This window comes from Virgibacillus sp. MG-45, from assembly GCF_036409425.1.
Lineage (GTDB): Bacteria > Bacillota > Bacilli > Bacillales > Amphibacillaceae > LDC-1.
The window spans coordinates 85892-99427 of the sequence record NZ_JAXOFU010000007.1; the positions used below are offsets into that span (position 1 = coordinate 85892).

Consider the following 13536-nt stretch of genomic DNA (forward strand, 5'->3'; position numbering starts at 1 on the left):
CCGAGGAGACGCAAGCCATGCCCGTGGAAAGCATCCGCCTGTAGTCAGAAGTAATAGCTTAGAGAACATTTGAAACAATAGGCGGATAAAAACGCCTAACCATACTATACGAGGAGTGCTAGCGTGTATAAACAAACGTTTGATTCGCTACAAGAAGAGCTGTGGGTAACCTCGGTTCAAGTAGCTACAGTTTGGACATCTCCACAGTCGGCAAGAGATATGGATAAGCTAGGGTTAGAGAATCCAACGAATATTGTGCAATGGGTAAAGACATTATCTTATCATGACAAGCTAGCCTTATGTGATGAAAACCGCGTTCAAACCCAATTGCTATTCGGCGAATATGTGCTGGTTCGAGAAATAAAAGCGGGTTGGGCACGTATCGTTATTCCATCCCAGCCATCAAGCAAGGATGATTACGGCTATCCTGGCTGGGTCCCAATCGTACAATTAAAAAAAGTAATGAAAGCAGATTGGCAACGAGAACAAACCGCAGTAGTGAAAACGAAAACGGCTTGGTTAGAGGAACACTCCGGCAATCGCATTTTTTCGCTCAGTTTTTTAACAGCCTTGCCGGTTATTTTTGATGAAGAAGCGAGGATAAAAGTTAAAACACCTGAAGGAAGTGCATTTTTATTAAAGAGTGATGTCTATATCGTAAATACAAGAGATGGAATGAAGCAAAGATCTGGACAAGCAATTGCTCTAGCTGCAACGATGTTTATCGGCCTTGAATATTTTTGGGGTGGGATGAGCTCATTTGGCTATGATTGTTCCGGTTTAGCGTATGCAGCTTATAAAGCAAATGGCTACCAAATCAGTCGAGATGCTTCAGATCAGGCAATTCACGGAGAAGCGGTGCCATTAGACCAATTGCAAAGTGGAGATCTTTTGTTTTTTGCTCATAACGAAGGAAAAGGCAATGTACATCACGTAGGGATTTATCTCGGAAACGGGGAAATGGTACATTCTCCACAAACAGGGAAGGGCATAGAAATTACTCCTTTAGCTGGAACACTATATGAACAAGAGCTTTGTGTTGCAAGGCGTTATTGGTCGACAATAGAGGAGCGTAGAGCGTAATGGAAAAAATATTACAGGTGAATGATTTAAAGAAACATTTTGAAATAGGGAAGGGACGTATTCTAAAGGCTGTAAATGGTGTTTCCTTCTATGTAAAAAAAGGAGAAACGTTTGGACTTGTTGGTGAATCTGGCTGTGGAAAATCAACGATTGGCAGAACCATTCTAGGATTGTACGAAAGCACGGATGGCGAAGTCTTTTTTAAAGGAGAAGATGTGCACGGGCTAAATGAAAAAGAACGTTTTCGATTTTATCGCAGCATGCAAATGATATTTCAAGATCCATATGCCTCTTTAAATCCCCGCTCGACCGTTCGAGAGATTATTTCTGAGCCGATGGAGGTTCATCAATTGTTCCAAAGTAAAAAGGAGCAGCTTGAACGTGTTTATGAACTACTGGAAGAGGTTGGTCTGAATCGAGATCATGCCAATCGCTATCCACATGAATTTAGCGGAGGCCAACGACAACGAATTGGGATTGCACGCGCACTTGCCTTGAATCCAGAATTTATAATTGCTGATGAGCCGATATCCGCATTAGATGTCTCTGTTCAAGCACAGGTAGTGAATCTTCTGAAGGAGCTACAAGAAGAAAAAGGCCTTACATTTCTATTTATTGCCCATGATTTATCGATGGTAAAGCAAATTTCCGATCGCATCGGTGTTATGTATTTAGGGAATATGGTAGAGCTGACCGAAAGCAGTAAGCTCTATGATAATCCATTACACCCATATACAAGGGCACTTTTATCCGCAATTCCAATCCCAGATCCAGATGTGGAAGAAAGAAGAGAGCGGATTATTTTAAATGGGGAGTTGCCAAGTCCGATAGACCCGCCAAGCGGATGTGTGTTCCGAACGCGCTGTCCGATGGCAATGGAGGTATGTAGTTTAACAAAGCCGTCGTGGAAAGAGGTTGAACAAGACCACTTTGTCGCCTGTCATTTATACGAGGGGAATAACACAACAAAGACATCTCCTAAAATTACGATTGCAAGCCAATAATGTAGTAGTTTCCCTTTAAATTATAATAGGAGGGATGAACGAAGACAGATCAAAGGACCATACGTAGATCTGTCTTTTTTTATTTTGGAGACCGATATCTTTCATACTTCATTTCTCGTGCCTCATTTTATTTCTTATGCAACAGGAAGTATGCCCCTCACTTAAAAGATTCCCTTTACATTATTTTTTAAAAAAAATGAGGTTCTATTGTATTCGTATTTTGTATACGTTTAATAGTAGGAATACTAGAAGTACAACATTTGCTAGCTTTACTAGACATGTCCAAAGATAGGAGGGTACCCAATCTGTGAAAATACGCAACAATGTAACAGCAAAGAAATGGAAACAACGAACAGCATCAAAAGGGAATAAAAAGAAACCGTACACCACCCAAAAAAGAAAAATAACCAGTTCAAAATTGAAAAGCAAATTTGTTTCAGGAAATGAAGGTACATCTTGGAAGCTTCCCGGTATACTAGGAGTCGCTTTTTTATTTTCTGTCATTCTAGTTATTCCCACACTAATTGTTACCCCATTTGTATCAGAGAACAATAAAGTAACCACTGTTAATGATCAGAGTGAGAAGGAAGGTATTGTGACATTGCCCAATAATTCTGCAGTTTCTGTTACTGTTATGCGATCAGAATCAGAGGAAATTGAAAAAGTCCCACTAGAAACCTATGTGGCACGAGTGGTAGCCTCAGAAATGCCAGCCGATTTTGAAATGGAAGCATTAAAAGCGCAAGTGCTAGCTGCAAGAACGTTTATTGTCTATCGCATGATACACCAGAATGATAATCCGGATGCGTTTGTTACGGATACAGTGAGCGATCAAGTATATAGCAGTGAAATGGATTTAAGAAAAAAGTGGAAAAATGAATATAACGAGAAAATGAGTAAAATTAATCAAGCGGTTGTAGATACTGAGGGAGAGATTTTAACTTATGAAAATGCACCAATATTTCCAGCGTTTTTCTCAACTAGCAATGGTTATACAGAAAACTCGGAGGATTATTGGCAAAATAAACTACCATATTTGCGAAGTGTGAAAAGTCCGTGGGATAAAAAATCACCAAAATATTTAGATCAAAAAACCTTTACGATTGATGAAGTAGAAGGGGTGCTGCAAACAAATTTATCACAATTAAATAATAAATCTATTCAAATTTCGAGGACGGAAGGAAAGCGAGTAAAAGAAGTTACGTTAGGAGACAAAAGCTTTACTGGAAGGGATATTCGAGAAAAATTAAAGCTTCAATCAAGTGACTTTTCCATTGAACAAAAAAGTAACCATCTCGTTTTTACGACAAAAGGTTATGGTCATGGTATTGGAATGAGTCAATATGGAGCAAATGGGATGGCTAAAGAAGGAAAAACATACAAAGAAATATTGTCATACTATTTTCAAGGTGTAGAAATTAGCACAGTGAATGAAACAGCTCCTGCATTAGTAGTCAAGTAGTATTTAGTCTGCGGGTACACTTCAGTATTCATGTTTATCACTAATTAGGAATTTCATCTCACCAAGTGACATTTTTTGTACGATCTATTAACCTATTCGTTTCATTTGATTGTGAAGAATATCCTGTTAATATGCTTCATTTCTATAAAAAAATTCGTAAATAGTGAAAAAAGTTGTATAAAAATGTATAGTTTTTCCTTTTTCTGATCAGAATGGTTGTTGAGGTGATGATCTTATGAAAGAGGAAAACAACACTCCAAAAAGTAAATGGAGACAACTTTTTCGCAAAAAATGGTTTTTTCCCGCTGTGTATTTGGTTATAGCTGCACTACTTCTGTCTGTCGTTATCTGGTATCAAAACTTAGATAATCAAATCCCAGAGGCAGGAGACGACAAGGATATTAGTGACAATTACACACCAAGTCCTTATGATGAGGATGCAGAAGCTGTGCTTGACCAGCAGGAAGTCATCAAGATGCCTGTAACGAAGGAAACTGAAGCAGAAATTGTAACTAAATTTTTTGACTACAGTGCGGATCAAGAGGATCAAGTCAATGCTTTAATCCTCCATAACAGTCGCTATTATCAAAGCACTGGAGTGGATCTTGCGGCAGCAAATGGAGATCCATTCGATGTTACTGCATCACTAAGTGGAACCGTAATGGAAGTAAAAGAGGATCCACTTCTTGGAAATGTCGTCGTTTTAGAGCACGGAAGTGAAGTAATGACGTATTATGCTAGCTTAGACGATGTGAAAGTAAAAGCAGGTCAAAAGGTAAAGCAAGGCGATTTACTTGGCGTTGCAGGAAAGAATATTTTTGGTAAGGATAATGGCAACCATGTTCATTTCGAATTAAGAAAAGCTGGTAAAGTAGTAAATCCAGAAACGTATTTTAATCAACCAGTTAGCAAGCTTGATAGTGCAGAAGCCGAAAATGTAACGGATGAAGCGACTGAAGAAAGCGAAAAAAACGATCAGGCGAATGAGCAACAAGAAACGAATACAGAAGAAAATGGTGAAACGACCCCAAACGGGAAGCAAAAGGAAAATACTTCTGATCCAACAAACCAACCAGAAGAAGATACATCAAATGATGCATCATAAGATAGAAGAACAGCTTAAATCATAGAGATTTAAGCTGTTTTTCATGGTATTTTTTACAATTTATACAAAAACAAGGAACATCAAAAGCCTTGATATGATGCGAAACACAAAATTAATTTCCATAATATTGCAAAATATGTCGAACGATAATCCTTGTTTTTGCGAATATTCGTGTTAATATATTTATAACCAATGAAGTAGGGACATAAATTGATAGGAAATGCAATATTTCTACAAAATACTTGTATAAATGAACATGCAAGATTCTCTTCAGAACTTTGCTTCAAATGATTAGCTGCAGAAAAGCGGTTCATTGTAAAGAAATCGCATTGACAGGATAACTTTTCTATAAACTAGCCATATAAGAAAGGAATTTTGCAGTGAAACGTGTAAATGAAAAAGTAAAACCAACGTTCATCACGTCATTGGTCAATTCAATAGAATTATCTTTGGGACAAATTATGACGATTTTAGCACAGGAGCATAATGAACAAGTTGCCATTGATTTAACAAAAAAGATTTGTTTGGAGTCCGATTCAAAAGAGATTCAGCGAAAAGGATTAGAATTTTTATACATCAATGGTTTTTATGAGGAATTAGAAATTCTAATCATTAAGAATCTAGCTTCAGAAGATATACAAAATCGTCAGTGGGCACACGTATATCAGCTTACAATTAATAGGCGTAAGAAAAAACAATCTCCCATTAAGATGATTGAGCAATTGAATGCTATCAAAACGAATGATCCGGAGCTAGTTTGTATTATTGAGTTGACGAAGGTAGCACTATATCATGATATGAAGCAATTTGGTAAGATTGGTAATTTTTTAGACATGCAGCATGGCTTGTTTGAACGAATTAAGGATACCTTTTTTCTTAACTGCATAAATTTACGACTGTATCAATATCTATTTGTTTACTACTGGGTTCGCAATGAACTAATCATGGCAAGAAAGTATGCGTTTCGAGCAATTAATCAAACTAAAAATGAAGACACCATAGCAAATTTACATCTTAGTCTTGGCCTTACCTATACGTTTGATACGTACCATCAAGGGATGTACCATCTTAATGAAGCGCTAAAGCTATCGAAAAGGACGAACAATAAAAAGCTTCAACATCGAATCATTCAACGAAATATTCCATTTATCTCAGCGCAATTTAAACGAGTTGAAGGAGTTACGACAGAGGATAAGAGTGAACAAGCGCATATCGAAATTGCAAAAGGAAACTATAATCAAGCTATCGCAATACTGGAAAAATTACCGATTAAAAGTCCTTTTCAAATGTACTACCTAGGTGTAGCAAAACAGGATAAAAATATACTACTTCAATCCTATGATTTCTTTATTGTGAAACGTAGTGATTATTTCTTCAGCAGACTTCCACTTAATGCACTCAAACGAATTAATGATTAATCCATTTCAGCATCGGGGGACTATCCATACAAGTATAGCCCCCATCCACATACAAAAGAATCACCATCCAGAATAACTCCATTGAAATTAGGTTCAAGGGTTCAACCTTTTATAATCTTAATTGTAAAAAAAATGCTTAGGAGGGATAAAATGAAAAATGTTAACAAGTTGATTTTGGCTTCTATGTTATCGTTTGTATTAATTTTGACAAGTGTCCCAACCGGTGATGTAATCAACCGCGACCCAGATATGGGTACATTTGATTGATTGAATCATTGTAGTTAGCAAAGTATTTACAAGTTAAAAATTGGTATCGTGCTATTTTGTAGGTTGAACCCTTTCCATAAAAAAATTAAGGACCATGCTTGTAGTTTAGCAAGCATGGTTTTTAATTTTGTTTTCGGAATGGTTTTACGAAATAAAGTTCTTGTCCACATAAGCAAAGCAGTAAATTTAATCATAAACGCTGTCGTCATGTAATAAAATGTTACAAACCAAGCATTCAGAAACATCTGGGGTGAGCGCTTGTGTGGCTCTATAAGTAAACTTAACTAGTTAACGAATAGAAGCAGCTTGTAGGAATGCGGTATGGAGCAGCTGTAAAACGCTAAATTTCGGTTGAAATCATTGCTATCTGTCGTACGTATAAAAAGCTCCTTCCTTACATATCTCGATTATAATCTCGTATATTTGATACGCTCTTTGACAGCCACCATCATTTGTTCTAGAAGCAAGCAAGTGATAAATCAAAAACGTAAGCGAGTTTTATGTTTTTGGATCACCTTGTCTCGACCCACACCTCGGATATATCAACATAGGGAGGCGAACGGTGTGCACGATTACATCAAGGAAAGGACGATCAGGATTGGAGAACATGTCGTGGAGACGAGGAAAACCGTCCGTATGATCGCAAAGGAATTTGGTGTTTCCAAGAGTACCGTCCATAAAGATTTAACGGAGCGGCTACCAGAAATAAATCCAGAGCTTGCCCTAAAAGTGAAGGATATTTTGGAATACCACAAGTCTATACGGCATTTAAGAGGCGGAGAAGCCACCAGAAAAAAATATAAAATTGATACCGGAAAAAGGAAGGATGTTGAACCGATTGGGTAATCTCTAGGAATTAATATTTTGTTTCTGAATAATAACGACTTTAAGTAGGGAGTGACATCCATCATTTGTTTTCCGTAGACAATGCAAAACACAGCCAATCGTGTTCCAGGCTGTGTTTTTCTTTATGATAGATGTGACAGGTAAAAAAAGTTAATCGACGAATTGTTCTAAAATATAAGCTGAAATGATGCAAATTTAGAATATAGATTGAATTAATTTAAAAATAATGCATCTATTTTCCTATTTTTGCAGTTATATGGAGAAGTTTGTGGTAAAATATTATAATAGTAGCATTGTGTTTTCGGACAGATGCAAGATAGATAATCATGCTAGGAGGATCTTGTTCATGTTTTCTCGGGATATTGGAATTGACCTTGGAACTGCCAACGTTTTAATTCATGTGAAAGGAAAAGGCATCGTTTTAAATGAACCAGCAGTGGTTGCAATGGATCGCACAACTGGCCGGGTGCTTGAGGTAGGAGAAGCCGCACGCCGCATGGTGGGGCGTACACCAGGAAACATTGAAGCAATTCGCCCGTTAAAAGATGGGGTTATTGCGGATTTTGATGTGACAGAAGCAATGCTAAAGCATTTTATAAATAAAATCAATGTACGTGGCTTTTTATCAAAGCCTAGAATGCTCATTTGCTGCCCGACTAACATTACAAAGGTAGAGCAGAAAGCAATTAAGGAAGCAGCCGAAAAATCCGGTGGTAAAAAAGTATATTTGGAAGAAGAACCAAAGGTAGCTGCTATTGGAGCAGGGATGGAAATCTTCCAACCAAGCGGAAATATGGTTGTTGATATCGGTGGTGGAACAACAGATGTTGCTGTTCTTTCAATGGGTGACATCGTAACATCAGAGTCCATTAAAATGGCTGGTGATAAGTTCGACATCGAAATTCTTAGCTACATAAAGAAGCAATATAAATTGTTAATTGGGGAAAGAACAGCTGAGGATATTAAAATAAATGTAGCAACTGTTTTTCAAGGCTCACGTCATGAGTCAATGGATATTCGGGGAAGAGACATGGTGACAGGCTTACCACGTACCATTACGATTCATTCGGATGAAATTGAAGAAGCACTTCGTGAATCTGTATATTTAATTGTACAAGCTGCTAAGTTAGTATTAGAAAGAACACCACCAGAGTTGTCTGCAGATATTATTGACCGTGGAGTTATCTTAACCGGTGGTGGTGCACTAATTCATGGAATTGACCAATTATTAGCAGAAGAGCTAAAGGTACCTGTATTTATTGCAGAAGAACCAATGAATTGTGTTGCAAAAGGAACAGGTATGATGCTCGAAAACATTGACAAAATTGAGCGGAGAAGTATCGTATAATAAACAAAACGTCTTTACGTTTAATGAGGAGGGCTTGGATTGTTAAGAGGATTTTATACTGCTGCAAGTGGAATGATCGCCCAACAAAGACAGCAAGAGGCATTATCGAATAACATATCCAACGTGAATACACCTGGCTATAAAGCAGATCAAACGACATTAAGAGCTTTTCCTGAGCTGCTTATGCAAAAAATGGGAACAAAAGAGCTTCCAGTAAAGTATGGAATGAATATATCCACACAGCAACCACTCGGACCACTTAATACGGGTGTTTACCTTCAGGAAATGGTTCCGAATCATGGTCAGGGAGATATCCGCGATACAGGAGTCACGACAGATCTAGCAATTATGAATGGCCAGCTGCCAGATGAAACGGGAAGCGTCTTTTTTACGGTTCAAAATGAAGCAGGTGATACACGCTTAACGAGAAATGGTAATTTCACAGTAGATGGTCAAGGGTATTTAGTAACCAACCATGGTTATTATGTGCTTGATCAAAATGGCAATCCCATTCAAACGGATGGAATGGAAATCACAGTTCTCCCAGATGGCGTAATAGACGTGAATGGGCAAAATATTCCACTTGGCTTAAACTATGTTGCGGATACAAATGAGCTCGTGAAAGAAGGAAATGATTTATTCCAGGGGGAAGCTGTACCAATACCTGCGAATGTTACATACCAAATTCGTCAAGGCGCCTTAGAACGTTCCAATGTTGATTCATTACAAATGATGACACAGATGATGGAATCGTATCGTTTGTTTGAAACGAATCAACGGGTGTTAAAAGCATATGATGAGAGTATGGGGAAGGCAGTAAATGAGATTGGTCGAATCGGTTAAGCTAGCTGCTAATTCAAACCATCTAGGCTTTTAAAAAGAACAGAAACGACGGGAGGATACAGCATGTCACGTGCGATGATTCAAGCAGCTGTAACGATGAATCAGCTACAAAGCAAATTAGATTTAATCGGAAATAACATGGCAAATAGTCAAACGACTGGCTATAAAAATCGGCAAGCAGATTTTTCTTCCTTATTGTTTCAGCAAATTGATAACCTTAAAAATCCACCATTTGAGGCTGGAAGACTTACTCCTGATGGTGTTCGTGTCGGTGCTGGTGCAAGGCTAGGTTCAATCAATATTGATTTATCGCCTGGAGCAATTCAAGAGACTGGTCGAGAACTAGATGTAGCTTTATTAGAGAAAAACCACTTGTTTCAAATACAAGTAACGGAGAATGGGGTTCAGGAAACGCGGTATACTCGCGATGGTTCGTTTTATCTTAGTCCAGATGCGACGAATCAAACCGTAATGCTTGTTACGAAGGATGGAAACCCTGTGTTAGGGCAGAATGGTCCCATCGTAATTCCTACTGGATTTGATGAAATTTCAATTGAATCAAATGGAGCAGTATTGGTTAGAAGAGGCAATCAAATGGAAGCGGTAGGAAATCTTTCTATGGTACAAGCAATTCGCCCACGGGTGCTTGAAGCTACTGGTGATAACAACTTTAGACTCCCTGACTTGGACGCATTAAATTATACATTAGGAGAGATCCTACAAGAAGTCGGTCCTAATACTGCTTCTGTTAAAAGTGGTGTATTAGAGAGTTCAAATGTTAATATGGCTGAACAGATGACAGACCTGATTTCAACTCAACGCTCCTATCAGTTTAATGCAAGAACCATTTCCATGTCTGATCAGATGCTTGGTCTAATTAACCAGCTTCGTTAACGATGCTTTCATTGAATAGACGTGACAAGCGTCCTATTGACGAATTGCAAGTTGTTGCTTTATATTGTTTTTAATACCATAAAGTGATGAACTTGTGAATGAAGCAGAGAATAAGGAGAAACAATCCATGGGAACAAAGCAATTGGAGAAAACAGGCACTGCTGAACAATCGCTGAAGCAGACGAAAGAGACGGAAGCGGTTCAAACTGCCAACAAGGAAAAAGAAGATGTCAAAACGTGTAAGCAGCAAAAAAAGCTGCAGAAACAGGAAAAACAAAAAACTGAAAAGCTAAGAAGACGAATTTTTCCAATATGGCTACGTATAATCGTTGTTCTTCTCCTTGCTGTAGGAGCGCTTGTTGCAGGTTTAATGATTGGTTACGGTGTTATCGGTGAAGGTGTCCCGCAAGATGTTTTAGAAAAGGAAACATGGCAGCATATCATTGACATCGTTAAGAAAGAAAAATAATAAAGAAAGACTGCTCAGAAAAGCCCTTTCAGCTGTGAAATGCTTTTTACTGGACAGTCTTTTGTTTCTATTGGAAATACGGTTAGATTTTCATACATAAATTATTTGAAAAGGAGCAAATACATATGATGGATATAGAACAAATTAAAGAAACGATTCCGCATCGTTACCCGTTTTTGTTAGTTGACAAAGTAGTAGAGATGGAAGAAGGTAAGCGGGTTGTTGGTATTAAAAACGTATCAATTAATGAGCCATTTTTTCAAGGGCATTTTCCAGAATATCCGGTCATGCCAGGTGTGTTAATTGTAGAAGCACTTGCACAGGTGGGAGCAATTGCCGTTCTTGGAAAAGAAGAGAATAAGGGGAAGCTCGGTTTTTTAGCAGGTGTTGATAAATGTCGCTTTAAAAAGCAAGTGAAACCAGGCGATCAATTAAAATTAGAGGTTGAGATTGTTCGTATAAAAGGTCCGATAGGGAAAGGCAAGGGCGTTGCTACCGTAGATGGAGAGCTTGCTTGTGAGGCAGAAATCATATTTGCGATAAAATAACGTAAGATGTATAAGTGCATCATACTTTCATATTTACTGGTATCCCGAAAAATCCTTCATATGGTAAGAATTATTGTATGGTCTCAAAAAAAAGGGGCAAGATAACCTTGAAACCAATACATGAAGGAGGGTAATCCATGAAGAAGAAATGGGTAATGAGATTTGGGGCGACGTTGTTGGCAATGTCATTACTGACAGCATGTAACACGAACAATGACAATAATCCAGTAGATGACAATGGGCCTGTTGATCAAAACGACAACAACGATGTGAATGATAACAACAATGATATGAACGACAATAACAACGATATGAAAGGAACAGACCAAAATAACAAATAATTACGTAAGGCAGGATGAAAGAGATTATATCCTTCATTCTGCTTTTTTGTTTGAAAATATATGCTAAATTCTTGTGGTATAGGAGCAATCCCGTTTATAATAGTTACTATTAAAATAGAAATGACTGACCGGTCAGTCGTGAAAGAATAATTCGAATTGTGAAAGAAGGTGATCGCTTGAACGATAAGAAAATGAAACTGATTGAATCTGGACTTTCCCTCTTTGCCGCGAAAGGATATCATGCTACATCCATTCAAGAAATTGCGGACATGGCAGGAGTTTCAAAAGGATCCTTCTATGTATATTTTGATTCAAAAGAAGACTTTGTCACAATAATTTTCACCTACTTTAATGAACAGATTACCCAAAGGTTACAAGCTGTGCAACAAAAGAATTTAACACCAAGTCAATGCTTGGCAGAGCAAATTACAGTTCTAATCAATTATATTTATTCCTATAAAAGCTTTATTCAGATGTATCTCCGGGAAAACATATCGATTGGTACAAAAATGGATACGTTAATTGAATCGATCAAAAAGCAGAACTATGAGTGGTTGTGTACGAATATTCATGCGATTTATGGGGATAAGGTGATGCCATTTTTAAATGATTGTGTTATTCAGTTAGAAGGAATAATGAACGGGTATTTAAAATGGATTGTGTTTGAAGGGGTGCAAATTAATCGAGAACGTTTGGGGCATTTTATCGTTTCAAGATTAAATGACTTAGTCTATGGCATGCTAACAACAGAAGAACAGCCACTTGTAACGATTAGGGAACAGAAGTCACAACAAGATTTAGGAAAGCAAATGCGCCAATTAACAGATAAAATTCAGAAGCTATCCATTTCAAACGAAAAAAAGGAAGAACTACACGCGGTTGTGCAAGCATTACAGGCGGAACTATCTAAAACAAAACCACAAAAAATAATGCTCCAAGGGCTGCTCGTTCATTTTCGGAATTATCCCGAGCTTGAAATGGAAAGTAAACAGCTAGCATCTTGTTGTCACGTGGAATTACTATAGAAAAAGGAGTAAACGAGATGAAAAAAATATATGTTGGTTTAGTAGCTATCCTTTTAATAGGATTACTGTCGGCTTGTACAGAAGAAGACGCTACAAACGAGAAAAAAGAAGATCGAATTGTTCCAGTAGAAACAATGAAGGTGACCGAAGGAGACTTTGTAATTGAGAAGTCTATCTATGGAAGAACAGCCCCTTCTCGTTCTACCCCAATTATTCTTTCTAGCCCAGGAGAAGTAGATGAGTGGAAAGTAAAGGAGGGAGAAAAGGTTACTGAAGATGATAAATTAGCAGTTATTCAAACACCTAGAGGAAATCAAACAATTTATGCACCTACCGATGGAACGATTGTTAATTTTGCAGCCGATGAAGGCATGCAAGTTTCTGGAGAAGAACCGATTGCGATGATTGTAGATTTAAATCCGTTAAAGGTTTCTTTTTCAGTGACCGAATCAATGCAAAAAACGTTGCAGCAAGAAGAACAGTATCCGATTAAATTAGGGAAGGATACATATGATACAAAAGTTACTAGTATAGGAACAATCCCTAATGATGCAGGTTTATTTACAGTTGAAGCAACAGTAGACAATAAAAAAGAGACGATATTACCAGGGACAGTAGTGGAAATGCGTGTTCCTATAAAACGCGTGCAAGATACACTAATCGTTCCTACTAGAGCTGTAATGGAAGAAAGCGGATCTTCTTTCATATTTAAAATTGTTAACGGGAAAGCAAAAAAAGTAACAATTGAAATAGAAGACGTACAATCTTATCAAACAGCTATTAAGGGAGAAGTAAAGGCAGGAGAGGATATTGTTGTAAATGGTCAGCTTACCCTTTCCGACAATAGCAAGGTAGACGTAGTAAAAGAAAGTGGGGAATAAAT

The 13536-nt window shown here is 37.7% G+C and carries 14 protein-coding genes; all 14 read left to right on the plus strand.

What is annotated here, in order from left to right; genetic code table 11:
• Positions 1-123 precede the first annotated feature (123 nt).
• The 14 genes from SPK86_RS09255 (at position 124) to SPK86_RS09320 (ending at position 13534) form a co-directional block, all read left to right on the plus strand.
• Positions 124-1083, plus strand: a complete 960-nt coding sequence (locus SPK86_RS09255; RefSeq protein WP_330949174.1) for a C40 family peptidase — start codon at positions 124-126, stop codon at positions 1081-1083.
• On the plus strand, positions 1083-2087 hold the full coding sequence (locus tag SPK86_RS09260; protein ID WP_330949175.1) for an ABC transporter ATP-binding protein: 1005 nt from the start codon (positions 1083-1085) through the stop codon (positions 2085-2087). Before SPK86_RS09255 ends, SPK86_RS09260 begins: the two co-directional genes overlap by 1 nt.
• Before the next feature lie 307 nt (positions 2088-2394).
• Positions 2395-3549 (plus strand): stage II sporulation protein D, encoded by a 1155-nt coding sequence (spoIID, locus tag SPK86_RS09265; protein WP_330949176.1) that lies wholly within the window; start codon positions 2395-2397, stop codon positions 3547-3549.
• Positions 3550-3784: 235 nt separating this feature from the next.
• A complete protein-coding gene (locus SPK86_RS09270) occupies positions 3785-4654 on the plus strand; it encodes a M23 family metallopeptidase (protein ID WP_330949177.1) in 870 nt (289 codons plus the stop codon).
• A 380-nt stretch (positions 4655-5034) separates the two neighbouring features.
• On the plus strand, positions 5035-6072 hold the full coding sequence (locus SPK86_RS09275; protein WP_284138964.1) for an AimR family lysis-lysogeny pheromone receptor: 1038 nt from the start codon (positions 5035-5037) through the stop codon (positions 6070-6072).
• Positions 6073-6903: 831 nt separating this feature from the next.
• Entirely contained in the window at positions 6904-7185 is a 282-nt protein-coding gene (gene spoIIID / locus SPK86_RS09280) for a sporulation transcriptional regulator SpoIIID (protein ID WP_284138965.1), read from the plus strand.
• A gap of 346 nt (positions 7186-7531) precedes the next feature.
• Positions 7532-8533 carry a rod shape-determining protein gene (locus SPK86_RS09285; protein WP_284138966.1) on the plus strand — a complete coding sequence of 334 codons (1002 nt, stop codon included), beginning with the start codon at positions 7532-7534 and terminating at the stop codon, positions 8531-8533.
• A gap of 39 nt (positions 8534-8572) precedes the next feature.
• A complete protein-coding gene (locus SPK86_RS09290) occupies positions 8573-9376 on the plus strand; it encodes a flagellar hook-basal body protein (protein WP_284138967.1) in 804 nt (267 codons plus the stop codon).
• A gap of 63 nt (positions 9377-9439) precedes the next feature.
• A complete protein-coding gene (locus SPK86_RS09295; RefSeq protein ID WP_284138968.1) occupies positions 9440-10270 on the plus strand; it encodes a flagellar hook-basal body protein in 831 nt (276 codons plus the stop codon).
• Between the two features lie 127 nt (positions 10271-10397).
• Positions 10398-10739 (plus strand): DNA-directed RNA polymerase subunit beta, encoded by a 342-nt coding sequence (locus tag SPK86_RS09300; protein WP_330949179.1) that lies wholly within the window; start codon positions 10398-10400, stop codon positions 10737-10739.
• 125 nt (positions 10740-10864) lie between these two features.
• Positions 10865-11287: a 3-hydroxyacyl-ACP dehydratase FabZ gene (gene fabZ / locus SPK86_RS09305; RefSeq protein WP_284138970.1), complete on the plus strand. Its 423-nt coding sequence runs from the start codon at positions 10865-10867 to the stop codon at positions 11285-11287.
• Between the two features lie 137 nt (positions 11288-11424).
• Entirely contained in the window at positions 11425-11628 is a 204-nt protein-coding gene (locus tag SPK86_RS09310; protein ID WP_330949180.1) for a hypothetical protein, read from the plus strand.
• Between the two features lie 176 nt (positions 11629-11804).
• A complete protein-coding gene (locus tag SPK86_RS09315) occupies positions 11805-12653 on the plus strand; it encodes a TetR/AcrR family transcriptional regulator (protein ID WP_284138972.1) in 849 nt (282 codons plus the stop codon).
• Positions 12654-12670: 17 nt separating this feature from the next.
• Positions 12671-13534, plus strand: a complete 864-nt coding sequence (locus tag SPK86_RS09320; protein ID WP_330949181.1) for an efflux RND transporter periplasmic adaptor subunit — start codon at positions 12671-12673, stop codon at positions 13532-13534.
• Positions 13535-13536 lie beyond the last annotated feature (2 nt).